Raw genomic sequence first — 12,819 nt, forward strand, 5'->3', positions numbered from 1 at the left:
GAATCTGGATAAAAGGCACCTGAAGCCATGAGGAACGACAGGCGGCATACCTCAACTTCAATCGCCTAGATAAGTCCAGCGGTAGTGGGGTGGCGTAGGGCCTTTGTTGCGTCCGCCTTGCTGAGTCTGCTCCCAGGCATGGGCCAGAATGCCGACCGACCGCGAAAGGCAAAACAAGCCTCGTGCCAATGGCGGGGCAAAGCCTAGCTCTGCATAGATCACTGCCGTGACACCATCGATATTCATCGGCACCGGCTTGCCTTTCCGGCGCATCAGGTCGGTTTCCACGGCTTGCCCGACTTTCATGAACCGACCTTCGCAGGCGTCCTGTTCGACTGCATCAGCAACCAGGGCCATCAGCCGGGGTGCGCGCGGGTCCGTCGGTGTATGGAACCGATGCCCGAAACCCGGCAGTATCTTCCCGCGTTCGGCGATCCAGTCGTCCAATGCCTGTTCTGGGCCTTCGGCATGGGCGTCTACAAAGTGATAAAGCTCCATCGCCTGCTCGCCGGCACCACCATGGATGTCACCCAGCATGTTAACAGCACTCGCCATCGCGTTGTTAAGAGACAGCCCGCAGGTCACCGCCATTCGTGCAGCCGCGATCGAGGGGGCTTGCGGGCCGTGATCCACGGCGGCGACCAAAGCGGCCTCGAACAATCGAGCCTGCGCAGGTGTCGGTCTGTCACCCCGCACCATAAACCAGATCATTTCAGCGAAACCCAGATTGCCGATCAGGTCTTGAATCGGCTGGCCACGCAGTTCAATGCGCCCGGGCTCCATATCGATGATGGCGGTGCGCCACCAATCGGCAACATCGCTCATATCACCCTCTCATGTCGCAACGTTTCGATCTCTGCGTCCGACAGTCCAAGCTCGGCCCAAATCGAGAGGTTGTCGGCCCCAAGATCCGGTGGCGCGGATCGTGGCATGCGGCGTGCGCCATCAATGACCACTGGGCTGCCCGCAAGGCGTAACCTCTCTCCGTGCGCCGACAGAGTTCCAATCAGCCCGCGACCTGAGAGTTGATCGTCGGACAAAGCCTGCGGCACCGTCATAACCGGCCCGGCCGGTACACCCAACGCATTCAACTCTTGGACCCAATCACTGGATGGACGGGTAGAAAGCGTGCGTTCCAGCTCTTGACGCAATTCATGCCGGTTGGTCTTGCGATCCTCGCGGGTTAGGTAGTCCGGATGCGTCAAAAGGTCGGCGCGGCCCAGATGTTGGGCGAGCGCATGCCATTGTTCGTCGCGATTGGCGGCGATATTAATAGGGTTGTCGGATGTGGCAAAAGTTCCGGACGGGGCCGAGGTTGTGTTTTCGTTCCCATGCGGCGCAGGAGTCACGCCACCGACCAGATAGTTGGACACCACCCACCCCATGGTCGAAACCACCGCCTCGTTCATTGCGACATCAAGGAATGCCCCGCGCGGGTTGGCATTCAAGGCCGCGCTTATGGCAAAGGCCGCCGTCATCCCGCCGACGGTATCTGCCAGAGGATAGCCGACCCGGTAAGGCGCGGTATCCGACGCACCTGTGATTGACATGACACCGCTGATCCCCTGCACGATCTGGTCATAGGCCGGGTCATCCCGGCGTGGTCCATCCTGACCAAACCCGCTGATGGCACAATAAATCAGTCTGGGGTTCTCGGCGCGCAGAACCTGATACCCCAGCCCAAGCCGGTCCATCACGCCGGGCCGGAAGTTCTCGACCAGCACATCGGCAGTCTTGACCAGCCGCTTGAGCAGAGCCTTTCCCCGATCAGCCTTCATATCCAAAGTCACGGATTTCTTGTCTGCATTCTGCGCCAGAAAGCTGATGCCCATGCCGGCCTTGTTCCGATCAGGATCCGCCCCCAGCACACGGGCCAGATCTCCGCTGCCGGGGCGTTCGACCTTGATCACTTCGGCCCCCATCAGGGCCAGTTGGTAGCAACAATACGGCCCGGCCAGGACATTAGTCAGGTCAAGAACCCGGATGCCTGAAAGTGGCTCAGTCGCCATCGGCCACGCCTGCCGCTCGCGCCTTGGCGCGACGTGCGCGGTAACTGGGCAACAGCACCAGAAGGAGGGCAATCACCAACAGGCCCAGCGTCATCGGACGTTCCCAGATAAAGGCGATGCCGTCATACAGCTGCATGGAACGGGCGAAGTTATCCTCCATCATGCCGCCAAGGATGAAACCGATCAGCAGCGGTGCCAGAGGGTAATCGGCAAATTTCAGTGCTGTGGCGCAGACGCCGAAGCCGACCAATATCAGCAGTTCCGTGGCATTGTTCTGCCCGATATAGGCCCCCATGAGGGTGAAGAACAAAATGAACGGGATCAGATAGTTGCGCGGTACTGCAAGCACCTTGGCGATATAGGGGATCAACGGCAGGTTCAGGATCAGCAGCACCAGATTGCCAATGAACATCGACATGATGACAGCCCAGAATACCTGTGGCTCGTCGATCATCAGGCGCGGACCCGGTGTCACATTCAGCGCGATCAGGGCGCCCAACAAAATGGCCGTAGTTCCGGAACCTGGAATGCCGAGCGTCAGCAACGGAACAAAGGAACCGGTACAGGCAGCATTGTTAGCTGTCTCGGGTGCTGCCAGACCTTTGATCGAGCCTTTGCCGAACTCCTCCTGCTCTTCTTTCGGGGCAATATTGCGTTCAACCGCATAGCCAAGGAAACTGGCAATCGTTGCCCCTGCCCCCGGAAGCACACCGATAAAGAAACCCTGCACAGATTGGCGACCAACCACCGGAGCGATGGCCTTTGCCTCGGATCCTGTGATGCGCAGGTCCTTGATTTCGCCTTCGTCGCCTTGCAGGTCCTTGGGTTTGAGAACCAGAAACAGCGCTTCGGGCAGGGCAAACATCGCCATTGCAAGCGTGATGAAACCAAAGCCGGACTGCAGATCCATGATCCCCATCGTGAAACGCGGCAAGTTGAACAGCGCGCCCTCGCCGACGGTGGCCATGATCAGCCCGAGAATGGTCATGACAATTGCCTTGGCCACCTGTCCGGTTCCCGCAAAAGCGGCGATGGCGGACAGACCCACTACCATCAAGGCAAAGTACTCAGCCGAGTGGAACAGCAGTGCGACCGAGGATAATGCAGGCGCAAAGACCATCAGTAGCAGCGCGCCTATCGTACCCCCGGCGAAACTGGCGATAGCGGCAACTGTGAGCGCCTTCCCGGCTTTGCCCTGACGAGCCATCGGATAGCCGTCGAAGCTTGAGGCCACGGTTCCCGCGACCCCCGGCGCGTTCAGAAGAATGGAAGATGTCGAGCCACCAAAGATCGCGCCGTAATAGACACCGGCAAGCAGGATCAATGCGGCGGACGGATCGCCCATCGAAATGGCGACCGGAATCATAATGGCGATGATCGACATCGGCCCAAGACCGGGCAGCATGCCGATGAATGTACCAATCAGACAGCCCGCTATGACCATCAACAGGTTTTGGATGGAGAATGCCGTTTGTAGGCCGATCAACAATCCTTCAAGCATGTCAGCCTCCGAAAACGCCCGGCAAGGGTCGCATGTAGATGCCAAGAACCTCTTGCACGAGGTACCAGACTGAACCTGTAGCGATTACGGCAACCGGCAGCATGACGTGCCATTTGCGTTCGCCCAGAATGAAAGAACCGAGGATCAGGAACCCGGATGTCGAGATCAGAAATCCAACCGGACGCAGGCACAGCGCATAGGCAACCATCAAAGCCAGCAACAGCAGCGCCTGGCCCAAGTGATATTCGCCCAGCCTCCGATAATCGATATCAGCCTCTTTGGGCTCAGCCTTTTCAAAGCCCAACAGAATAATCGTTGTGGCAATTATCCCCAAAATCGACAGCACCTTGGGAAAGGTGCTCGGCCAAATGGGGTTGCGCTGCATGAAGGGGGGCAGACTGCCATCCATCGTGAACCAAGCAGTGTAGCCATATGTCAGGCATATGCCCAGCAAAACGAGCGCGATCCAGCGATCCAGCGCCATGTTTCCCCCTCCTTTGATTTATTGTTGGTTGAGGCAGAGCGGTTGCCCGCTCTGCCCGAGGTATCCTTACAGGAAACCCAACTTTTTCATCAGATCGCCGATCTGCTTTTCCTGCTGTTCCAGGAACGATTGGAAATCAGCACCCGAGTTGTGGATGTTCACCCAACCGTTACGGGCGCGGACCTCTTCCCATTCAGGTGTGTCATACATCTTGGCGATGGCTTCTTGATAAGCGACCAGCTTATCCTCGGGCAGACCAGGAGCAGCAAAGAACCCACGCCAGTTCACGAAAGTTGTGTCGATGCCCTGCTCTTTCATGGTCTGCGCATCAGGGGCTGCATCCACGCGCTCTTCTGCGGTGACGCCAATGATCTTCACCTCACCCGCATTCGCCAGATCGACAGCCTCCGAGAAACCGGTCGACAGCGCGGCAATCTCACCGGACAGAAGCGCGGCCATCGCTTTGCCACCTGCATCATAGGGGATGTACTTCACGCCCAAAGCGTCCTTGCCTGCCGCTTCCATAACCATCGCCGCGACCAGATGGTCCATCCCACCCGGCACAGAACCGCCGCCGATGGCCGTTGTACTTGGATCGGCGTCATACGCGGCTAGCAGGTCCGCCATTGAATTGATGGGGCTGTCTTTGCCCACAACAATCGCGGCGTAATCGCCGATCGTGCCCGAGACCAGTGTCAGGTCGCGGAAATTGTGCGGGAACACTCCGGTCAGAGAGCGGATCACGATCGGGGTCGAGTTGACCATAAGCGTGCCGTGGTTGCTGTCGGCGTTTTCGATCAGATATCCAATGGCTTTACCACCGCCGCCGCCCGACATGTTTTCGTAGGATGCAGTTCCCACGAGACCCGCATTCGTCAGCGCCTCACCAGTGCCACGGGCCGTGCCGTCCCAGCCGCCTCCTGCGCCACCGGGGATCAGAAAGTGGATGCTATCTACGACCTCTTCAGCGAAAGTCGGTCCAGCCAGACCAATAGCGGTCACAGCCGCGATCAGGGCGCGACGGCCCAGTTTGATTGTCGTCATGAATTCCTCCCGTTTGACAACCGGCCGCAGTGCGGCTCAGATTATTCGAAACCTAAACACATCAACCTGACATCAACCTGTCATGGGTGAAATTACTATTGGATCCCGATGAAATTCCTCTTGGTCGAAGACAATCTGGACCTCGCCAATGCCATAAGTTCGCGCATGCGACTGGACGGGCATGTGGTTGATCACGCAGAGAAAATAGAAGATGCTGTGGCCTTTGTTGAAATCGATGAGTATGACCTGATCCTGCTGGACATCATGCTTCCCGACGGGGACGGGCGCGATTTCCTCAAACGGCATCGCGCCAGCCATCTGGACACACCTGTCATCGTTCTGACCGCCCGCAGTCAAGTGTCGGATCGAATCGGCTCACTCGATCTTGGGGCGGACGATTATGTCACCAAGCCCTTCGACCATGCCGAACTTGAGGCGCGCTGCCGCGCAGTGCTGAGACGCAAATCCGGCAAGACCAAAACGACGATTGAAATTGGCGGCGTCGTCTTTGATCCGGTTGCGGGTTATTTGACGGTGGGCGACGACATCGTCTCGCTTCGCAACCGCGAACTGCGCTTGTTGGAACTGCTGATCAACGCCCCCGGTCAGGTGTTTTCTAAGCAGAAGCTGGCGGACCGGTTGTTCTCCTACGACGACAATGTTTCGGACAATGCCATCGAGGTGTATGTTGGACGACTGCGTAAGCATCTGGAAAAATCGGACCTCAGGATCACAACGTTGCGCGGTTTGGGCTACAGGCTGGATCATGGCAATTAATCCAAATGTTTCCGGATCACTGCGAAACCGTCTTGCGCTAACGCTAATCGGCGGTGCCGCGATTCTGGCCCTCGTGCTGTTCTTTGCTGTCCGCGACTATGCAGTTCAGGTTGCCCAGCAAGGTCAGGACAACATTCTGGGTGCCTCAGTCACCTCGATCCTCGATGCCGCGGCGCTGCGTGGAGGCGAGCTTGAAGTCGATATCCCCTATGCTGCCTTTTCCATGCTGAGCACGCCGTCGGACGACCGGGTGTTTTATGCGATCTTTCAGGATGGCGAGTTCTTGTCCGGCTACGAAGATCTGGCCCCGACTCAAGGACCCGCTGATGGAAAATGGACCTTTCGCTTCGATGAAGTGCGCGGTGAAAACGTTCGTCAGGTCAGTGCCAGCCGTACACTGGTTGGGCTGGGAAATCAGACAGAAATCGAAGTGGCCTTGGGACAGACCCAAGATGCGCTGTCGGAGACGCTGGATCAAATCTCACGCAATGCTGGCCTTTTGGGATTGGGGTTCTTTGTGCTTGCGGCTGTATTGTCCTTCTGGGTGAGTTCGGCCACCATCGGCCAGCTCGACAGATTAACGACATCCGTCACCCGTCGGGGACCGCAAGATCTCAGCCCATTCAAAAAACCAGTACCGCGTGAAATGGCGCCTTTGGTGTCATCGCTGAATTCGCTGATGGGACGCCTGGACCAGTCACTCAGCCAATCCGAGGACTTTATCGCCGAGGCCGCCCATAGGGTCCGCACCCCGCTGGCAACGGTCAGGTCTTATGCCGAGGCGACGCTGCAACGGGTCGAGAGAGAAGACAACCGCGAGGCGTTACGATCAATGATGCGCGCCATCGACGAAAGCTCTCGGGCTGCGGGGCAACTACTGGATCACGCCATGATCACATTCCGCGCCGACCATCTGGAGCGCGAGGATATCGATCTGGTGACTCTGATCCGAGAGCTTGTCCAGCGCTTGACGCCCATCGCTGAAATGAAAGACCTTTCGCTTGCTTTGAGCGGCGATCCGCAGGTCATGTATTCGGGCGACCCCATCCTCATCCAAAATGCGGTGCGGAACATGGTAGACAATGCGCTTAAATATGCGCCAGCGGACAGTACCGTAGTCATCGATGTCGCAGGGTCACCCACAGCCCGGATCACGGTCAGTGACCAGGGGCCAGGCTTTCCGCCAGATGAAATCGAAACGCTCACAAGACGTTTCGAACGTGGTCAGAACGCGGCGGGAACCATCGGATCGGGCCTCGGGCTAACCATTGCCCAGGACGTCGCGGTCGCCCATGGTGGCACGCTGGTACTGTCAAACAAAGCGGAGGGCGGCGCATGCGTTATCTTGTCACTCTGATCCTATGCCTGTTCGCCTGCGGCGCAGGGGCTCAGGATTGGGAAGACCGACAAATATTCAACGAAAGTGCCGACGGCCCCCGACTGCGGGTCATTTCCAGCACCGATACCGCCCTGTTTGCGCCGCTGATCGAGGATTTCGTCGCCCAGAATCCAGCGATATCGGTCGAATATCTGGTGACCGGCACGGCCGATATCGACCGACGCGTCCGAGCCACGCCAGAAGCGTTCGACGTTGTCGTTTCCAGCGCGATGGACCTGCAACTGAAGCTCGCGAATGACGGATATGCGCTGGCGCTTAACGATCTTCCACACCCCCCTTGGGCGCAATGGCATCAAAGCCTGTTCGCCTTCACTTCGGAACCCGCAACCATCGTTGTCAACCGCACCGCGTTCGAAGGACAACCAATGCCGCAAACGCGGCAGGAACTGATCGAAGCGCTGCGCGCCCGCCCGGATGATTTTCGGGGCAAAGTCGGCACTTATGACGTGCGCCAGTCGGGATTGGGCTATTTGTTCGCGACGCAGGACGCCCGCGCCTCGGAAACCTATTGGCGCTTGATGGAGGTTTTGGGCGGCCTGGACGTGCGGCTGTATTGTTGTTCGGGCGACATGATTAACGACCTGGCGGATGGTACGATCGCGGTGGCCTACAACGTGCTTGGCAGTTATGCGGCGGTACGAACAGAAGGAAAGGATGCCCTTCAGATCATTCTGCCTTCGGATTTTCAGACGACGATGATGCGAACCGCCATGGTAACTGGCAAAAGCCGCTTGCCGGAGGAAGCGGAAACCTTTGTCCGGCACCTGACCACGCTGAATCCGGAATCAATGGCAGCACTGCCACTTCTGGACACGCAGGACTCCACGACCGAAAGCGCAGCGATTGCGCTGGACCCTGCGCTGTTGACGTTCCTCGATACGCTGAAGCGCAGAAAGTTCCTGTCTGCCTGGGAAAGTGCCGCTATTCAAAAATGATCGGACTTAGACAACAACCCTATCCGTCATCGCTGAACTTGTTGCTTAACACTGTTGACGCTGGAAGACATCAGCCAGCCCAGATTACGTCGCACGAATCTATAATCAGAAAAATGATCTCGGCTCAAAGTTTCTCGACGGCCACCTGCGCCCCCATGATGGCCTTGAGCCGCAGCCCCGCAGAATGTGCCCCGAGGAATTCGTGGAACGCACGCATCACGTCATCTTTCCACCACCCTCGCCTGTGATAATCGTCAAGCATGATTACGCCGCCTTCGATCATCTTGGGCAGCAAAGCATCCAGATCCGTTTTTACGCCCTCGTAGGAATGGTCGCCGTCCAAATAGGCAAACCCGATGCTTTGATCTTCAAACAGACTCAGCGCTGGTCGCGAATAGTCGCGAATGATCGAAATTTGCCCCTTGGCAATCTCGGTGCTGTATTTGCCCGTCACTGCCTCGTAAATTCGATCCATATCCTTTTGCGTGCGCGCTCCGGCAAGCGAAGCACCGCCATCCGGGTCTTGCTGTACTTGCCAGGGATCGATGAGGCACAATTTCGAGGGCTGCAGCTCTTCCAGCAGAATCCGCGAAAACTCGCCCTTCCAAACGCCAATTTCAACGCTCAGCCGTCCATGCGGCATGGTCTTGAGCATTTCGCGCCGCAGGGAATCCTTCCGCTCGCGCTGCTCAGCTTGCTTCTTGCGGCGATCCTCAGCAGATACAGCTTCACCCATAGACGTCTTCTCCGGTAGAGGAATTTTGCAACGCTTCAACCAGATCAACCCAGTCCGGTCTGGCTCTCAATTCTTCGGCTTTCGATCTGTGCCACTCACATGCTTGGTGATGGAGGTCTGCCAATTGCGGATCTGCCATCATCTCAGATTTGATGTCGTGCATAGCCGGCATGTGTTCCAGAATTGAGCGATCCTCAACATCATTGTGGTTCATCATGAGCCAGTACTTGAGCCCTTGATCCTGCCCCACATGATTGGTGCGCCCACGGTCGCGCTTGACCAAAAAGCTATCAGTGCTGCGCACAGCATAATGATGAATGCGCGCGAATTCATGGCTGAAACCACGCCATGCTTTCCATTTCACTTGGTCTGCTGGGTACAGGTTCCCGCCCGAATCCCGCCACAACACGCCTTCGTATGGCGCGTCAGGGTTCGGTGCATCTTCTGGATTGATCCTGGGACGATGGGCGCGAAAACGGCTGAATTTTCCGTTGTTGCGGAACAGCGTTTTGAACCCTTTGGTCCGGTGATGCGGATAGCCGTCTTCGGTGGCGGCCAGAAAGAAAGTCTCAGGTACAGGTCGATCAACGAAATCGTTCTGACCCGCGTTTCCGAACATGCGCCAGCAGATCGAGATCGCGTCCGCCACGCCACTGGCCTCAACGAGGCTTCTTATATCACTATTGGGCAAACGGATATTGATATACTCGTCCACATCCAAACTGAGAATCCAATCCGATGACAGATAGCTTGGGTGATTCCGCGCAAGCGAAAATGCACGAACCTGCGGCGCGGCGCGCGGACCCAGTCTGTTTCGTTCGTGGTGAGCCCAGCCAAGCACTTGCAACCGGTCACCCATGGCATCGGTACCATCAGCGCAATCATTGGTATAAATCAGAATGTCATCAAAACCGATTGCGTGGTTGTAGGCCACCCAATCGATCATGAAAGGCCCTTCGTTTTTCATCGTTGTTACGATGAGAAAGGTCTCATTCGTCATAAGTTGTTCTCTTGCCTGTGCCGGTGTTGGACTACTGTTGACCTATTTAGAATAGCCCCAGAATTTTGTCCAACCAGGTCGCCAGACAGCCGCAACGCTTGCCGATTATTTGATCTACCGATTCTGCGGGATCACCTCGTAACCCGGTTCTTCTGGCTCGTCGTCCAGCATCTCGGTTGGGAACCCTGGCGCCTGGATCTCCAGTCCGGTCGCGTCCTCTAGCCGCCTGATGATGTTCGGGGACAGTTCACGCTCACCATATCGCGCGATGCCATCTTCGAAAATCTTGATCATCAATGGGTTTATCTCAAGGGGAACTCCGGCACGGTCGGCGACCTCCTGAAACAGACCGATATCTTTTTTCACCAGGTCCATGGTGAAGGAAATATCGCGCGAGCCGTTCAGGATGACCTGACTTTCGGTCTCGTGCACGAAGGATGTGCCTGACGATATCTTGATCGCCTCATAGGTGGTTCCAAGGTCCATGCCGGCGGCCTTGGCTGTCACCAATGCCTCGGCGCAGGTGATCAGGTTGGCGGTAGCCAGATAATTGGTCAACACCTTCAGAACAGAGGCCGAGCCCAGATCGCCCGTGTGCAAAATGCGCCGCCCCATGGTGGTCAGGAATGGCAGGATACGTTCAAAAGTCTCACGATCACAGCCTGCGAAGATCGAGATATTACCCGTCGCTGCCCGGTGACATCCGCCCGAAACCGGGCAATCCACCGCTGCGCCGCCTCGTTCGATGACCATTGCGCCAAGGCGTTTGACTTCGGCTTCGTCGGTGGTCGACATTTCCATCCAGATTTTGCCAGGGCCGACCTCTGGCAACATTTCCTGCATCACCGCATCCGAGGCCGCAGGAGAAGGCAAACAGGTTATCACCGCATCGCAATCACGCATCAGCTGCGCCGGACTTTCGGCGGCTTTGGCACCTTTGGCGACGAATTCGGTCACCAGATCCGGGTTCAGGTCATGAACCGTCAGATCGATACCGTTTCGTAGCAGCGATCCAGATAGCTTGCCCCCTACATTCCCCAGCCCGATAAACCCTACCTTCATGCGCGGTATCCTCCTGTTCGCATCTTGCTGCCATGCCAGCACGTCGTTGCAGAAGTATCATGCCGCCCAGCGACCCCGACAGGTCGCTTTTTATCCGCTTTTTCACGGATCGGCGCGACTCGCTTGACAAGCAACCCTGCCCTGCCGCATGTCCCTTTCGTTGGTGTCTGCGAGAGCAGATGAAAAGGGAATGCGTCAGCGGTTTTTGCCGTCAAACGCAGCCGCCCCCGCGACCGTGACCGGAGAGGGTGCCCAAAGCCACTGGCAGTATGGCCGGGAAGGCGGGACATCCGACAGAGGCCTCCTCTGACATCCGCAAGCCGGGAGACCTGCCAACGCCCGAAGATGAAACCGGACGGGGTGTTCCGGTGTGGGGCTGTGATCGGCCCGCATGAAACCCCGTCCCCCACGAAGAGGATTTGGGGGGATGAGAGACATGACCGAGACCGCACCGGTCGAACTGCTGGTTTGCACTACCTGCCGTCGCGGGCTGCCTGTCGAGGATGACGCCCAGCGCCCCGGCACGTTGCTGCACAAGGCGCTTGAACAGGCGGGCCTGCCCGAAGGCATTACCTTGAAAGCTGTGGAATGCCTGTCGAATTGCGATGAAGGCTGCTCGATCGTGCTACGCGGAGGACCGGATCGCTGGACTTTCGTGTATGAGCATCTGAACGAGATCGACCATGTCGAAACCATCGTCGAAGGCGCAGCCAAATACCTCGCCACCGAGGACGGTTTGGTCAAATGGCGCGAACGTCCCGAACATTTCCGCAAAAACTGTGCGGCCCGCATTCCCCCGATTGGAGCCCTGAAATGAGCAATCTCGAGAAACTCCCCGTCACTGTGATCACCGGCTTTTTGGGCTCGGGCAAAACCACACTGGTGCGCCATCTGATGCAGAACCCGCAGGGCAAGCGTCTGGCGGTGGTCGTCAACGAATTCGGCGATGTCGGCGTCGATGGCGATATCCTGAAGTCCTGCGCCATTCCTGATTGCCCGGCGGAAAACATCATGGAACTGGCCAATGGTTGCATCTGCTGCACCGTGGCCGATGATTTCATCCCGACCATTGAAGCCCTGATGGCACTAGAGCCGCGCCCCGATCACATCCTGATCGAAACCTCCGGTCTTGCCCTGCCAAAACCGCTGCTGAAGGCGTTCGACTGGCCCGATATCCGCTCGAAAATCACCGTCGATGGCGTGATTGCTCTGGCCGATGCCGAGGCCGTGGCCGCTGGTCGGTTCGCTCCGAATGTCGAGGCGGTGGATGCGCAACGCATGGCAGATGACTCGATTGATCATGAAACTCCCTTGTCCGAGGTGTTCGAGGATCAGATTTCCTGCGCCGACATCATTCTGCTGACCAAGCCCGATCTGGCTGGCCCGGAAGGCGTTGCGAAAGCGAAAGAGATCATCGCCGCCGAAGCGCCCCGCCCCATGCCCGTGGTCGAAGTGGCCGAGGGTGCCGTGGACGTCCGCGTCGTGCTGGGTCTAGAAGCCGCGGCCGAGGATGACATGGACGCGCGTCCCAGCCATCACGACGGCCATCACGATCACGAGCATGACGATTTCGAAAGCATCATCGTTGAACTGCCCGAGCAAATCGATCCGATTGATCTGGTCGCCAAGATTGAACGATTGGCCAACGAGTTGAATATCCTGCGCGTCAAAGGCTATGCCGCCGTTCAGGGCAAGCCCATGCGCCTACTGGTTCAGGCCGTCGGTGCGCGCGTGCGTCACCAATATGACCGCCCGTGGGAGCCCGGCGAAGACCGTCGCTCGCGCCTTGTGGTCATTGCCGAGCATGACGATATCAAAGAGGCCGAGATCCGCGATATCCTCGTGGGTGTAACCGAGGCTGCCGAGTAAGAC

The 12,819-nt window shown here is 57.6% G+C and carries 13 protein-coding genes and 1 riboswitch; of the genes, 5 read left to right on the forward strand and 8 right to left on the reverse strand.

Going from position 1 to position 12,819, the window contains the following annotated elements:
* Positions 1–57: 57 nt before the first annotated feature.
* The 5 genes from ACR0MJ_RS11615 to ACR0MJ_RS11635 all read right to left on the reverse strand — a co-directional run bounded on the left by ACR0MJ_RS11615 (position 58) and on the right by ACR0MJ_RS11635 (position 5,038).
* Positions 58–825, reverse strand: a complete 768-nt coding sequence (locus ACR0MJ_RS11615) for a citryl-CoA lyase (protein WP_480706619.1) — start codon at positions 823–825, stop codon at positions 58–60.
* Complete coding sequence (locus ACR0MJ_RS11620) at positions 822–2,009, reverse strand: CoA transferase (protein WP_170401215.1); 1,188 nt, start codon at positions 2,007–2,009, stop codon at positions 822–824. The genes ACR0MJ_RS11615 and ACR0MJ_RS11620 overlap by 4 nt, the downstream gene beginning before the upstream one ends.
* Positions 1,999–3,510 (reverse strand): tripartite tricarboxylate transporter permease, encoded by a 1,512-nt coding sequence (locus ACR0MJ_RS11625; RefSeq protein ID WP_170391820.1) that lies wholly within the window; start codon positions 3,508–3,510, stop codon positions 1,999–2,001. The genes ACR0MJ_RS11620 and ACR0MJ_RS11625 overlap by 11 nt, the downstream gene beginning before the upstream one ends.
* Before the next feature lies 1 nt (position 3,511).
* Positions 3,512–3,994: a tripartite tricarboxylate transporter TctB family protein gene (locus tag ACR0MJ_RS11630; RefSeq protein ID WP_170401217.1), complete on the reverse strand. Its 483-nt coding sequence runs from the start codon at positions 3,992–3,994 to the stop codon at positions 3,512–3,514.
* A 66-nt stretch (positions 3,995–4,060) separates the two neighbouring features.
* Positions 4,061–5,038 carry a tripartite tricarboxylate transporter substrate-binding protein gene (locus tag ACR0MJ_RS11635; RefSeq protein ID WP_170391824.1) on the reverse strand — a complete coding sequence of 326 codons (978 nt, stop codon included), beginning with the start codon at positions 5,036–5,038 and terminating at the stop codon, positions 4,061–4,063.
* Between the two features lie 108 nt (positions 5,039–5,146).
* Between ACR0MJ_RS11635 and ACR0MJ_RS11640 the strand changes: the two genes are divergently transcribed.
* The 3 genes from ACR0MJ_RS11640 to ACR0MJ_RS11650 are packed head-to-tail and all read left to right on the forward strand — an operon-like array spanning position 5,147 to position 8,149.
* On the forward strand, positions 5,147–5,815 hold the full coding sequence (locus tag ACR0MJ_RS11640) for a response regulator transcription factor (protein WP_480761063.1): 669 nt from the start codon (positions 5,147–5,149) through the stop codon (positions 5,813–5,815).
* Positions 5,805–7,172 carry a sensor histidine kinase gene (locus ACR0MJ_RS11645; protein ID WP_480761065.1) on the forward strand — a complete coding sequence of 456 codons (1,368 nt, stop codon included), beginning with the start codon at positions 5,805–5,807 and terminating at the stop codon, positions 7,170–7,172. Before ACR0MJ_RS11640 ends, ACR0MJ_RS11645 begins: the two co-directional genes overlap by 11 nt.
* Complete coding sequence (locus ACR0MJ_RS11650) at positions 7,151–8,149, forward strand: ABC transporter substrate-binding protein (RefSeq protein ID WP_480761066.1); 999 nt, start codon at positions 7,151–7,153, stop codon at positions 8,147–8,149. The genes ACR0MJ_RS11645 and ACR0MJ_RS11650 overlap by 22 nt, the downstream gene beginning before the upstream one ends.
* A gap of 124 nt (positions 8,150–8,273) precedes the next feature.
* Here the strand turns inward: ACR0MJ_RS11650 and ACR0MJ_RS11655 are convergent, their stop codons facing one another.
* From ACR0MJ_RS11655 to ACR0MJ_RS11665, 3 genes are all read right to left on the reverse strand, one after another.
* Positions 8,274–8,885 (reverse strand): class I SAM-dependent methyltransferase, encoded by a 612-nt coding sequence (locus ACR0MJ_RS11655; RefSeq protein WP_170563592.1) that lies wholly within the window; start codon positions 8,883–8,885, stop codon positions 8,274–8,276.
* On the reverse strand, positions 8,878–9,885 hold the full coding sequence (locus ACR0MJ_RS11660) for a glycosyltransferase family 2 protein (RefSeq protein WP_480761068.1): 1,008 nt from the start codon (positions 9,883–9,885) through the stop codon (positions 8,878–8,880). Before ACR0MJ_RS11660 ends, ACR0MJ_RS11655 begins: the two co-directional genes overlap by 8 nt.
* Before the next feature lie 114 nt (positions 9,886–9,999).
* A complete protein-coding gene (locus ACR0MJ_RS11665; protein ID WP_480761343.1) occupies positions 10,000–10,986 on the reverse strand; it encodes an NAD(P)-dependent oxidoreductase in 987 nt (328 codons plus the stop codon).
* A gap of 105 nt (positions 10,987–11,091) precedes the next feature.
* A riboswitch (cobalamin riboswitch) is annotated at positions 11,092–11,298 on the forward strand.
* An 85-nt stretch (positions 11,299–11,383) separates the two neighbouring features.
* On the opposite strand from ACR0MJ_RS11665, the gene ACR0MJ_RS11670 reads away from it, so the two are divergent.
* Both ACR0MJ_RS11670 and cobW read left to right on the forward strand, forming a co-directional pair.
* Positions 11,384–11,764 (forward strand): DUF1636 family protein, encoded by a 381-nt coding sequence (locus tag ACR0MJ_RS11670; protein ID WP_170391837.1) that lies wholly within the window; start codon positions 11,384–11,386, stop codon positions 11,762–11,764.
* Positions 11,761–12,816, forward strand: coding sequence for a cobalamin biosynthesis protein CobW (gene cobW / locus ACR0MJ_RS11675; RefSeq protein WP_480761070.1), 1,056 nt, complete (start codon positions 11,761–11,763; stop codon positions 12,814–12,816). Before ACR0MJ_RS11670 ends, cobW begins: the two co-directional genes overlap by 4 nt.
* The last annotated feature ends 3 nt before the right edge of the window (positions 12,817–12,819 follow it).

The organism is Ruegeria sp. C6, assembly GCF_056537625.1.

What these genes read in the sequence shown, in the direction of transcription:
- ACR0MJ_RS11620 (WP_170401215.1), bottom strand. Translation starts at nt 2,009, where the DNA reads ATGGCGACTGAGCCACTTTCAGGCATCCGGGTTCTTGACCTGACTAAT.
- ACR0MJ_RS11615 (WP_480706619.1), bottom strand. Translation starts at nt 825, where the DNA reads ATGAGCGATGTTGCCGATTGGTGGCGCACCGCCATCATCGATATGGAG.
- ACR0MJ_RS11655 (WP_170563592.1), bottom strand. Translation starts at nt 8,885, where the DNA reads ATGGGTGAAGCTGTATCTGCTGAGGATCGCCGCAAGAAGCAAGCTGAG.
- ACR0MJ_RS11660 (WP_480761068.1), bottom strand. Translation starts at nt 9,885, where the DNA reads ATGACGAATGAGACCTTTCTCATCGTAACAACGATGAAAAACGAAGGG.
- ACR0MJ_RS11630 (WP_170401217.1), bottom strand. Translation starts at nt 3,994, where the DNA reads ATGGCGCTGGATCGCTGGATCGCGCTCGTTTTGCTGGGCATATGCCTG.
- ACR0MJ_RS11625 (WP_170391820.1), bottom strand. Translation starts at nt 3,510, where the DNA reads ATGCTTGAAGGATTGTTGATCGGCCTACAAACGGCATTCTCCATCCAA.
- cobW (WP_480761070.1), top strand. Translation starts at nt 11,761, where the DNA reads ATGAGCAATCTCGAGAAACTCCCCGTCACTGTGATCACCGGCTTTTTG.
- ACR0MJ_RS11635 (WP_170391824.1), bottom strand. Translation starts at nt 5,038, where the DNA reads ATGACGACAATCAAACTGGGCCGTCGCGCCCTGATCGCGGCTGTGACC.
- ACR0MJ_RS11645 (WP_480761065.1), top strand. Translation starts at nt 5,805, where the DNA reads ATGGCAATTAATCCAAATGTTTCCGGATCACTGCGAAACCGTCTTGCG.
- ACR0MJ_RS11670 (WP_170391837.1), top strand. Translation starts at nt 11,384, where the DNA reads ATGACCGAGACCGCACCGGTCGAACTGCTGGTTTGCACTACCTGCCGT.
- ACR0MJ_RS11650 (WP_480761066.1), top strand. Translation starts at nt 7,151, where the DNA reads ATGCGTTATCTTGTCACTCTGATCCTATGCCTGTTCGCCTGCGGCGCA.
- ACR0MJ_RS11640 (WP_480761063.1), top strand. Translation starts at nt 5,147, where the DNA reads ATGAAATTCCTCTTGGTCGAAGACAATCTGGACCTCGCCAATGCCATA.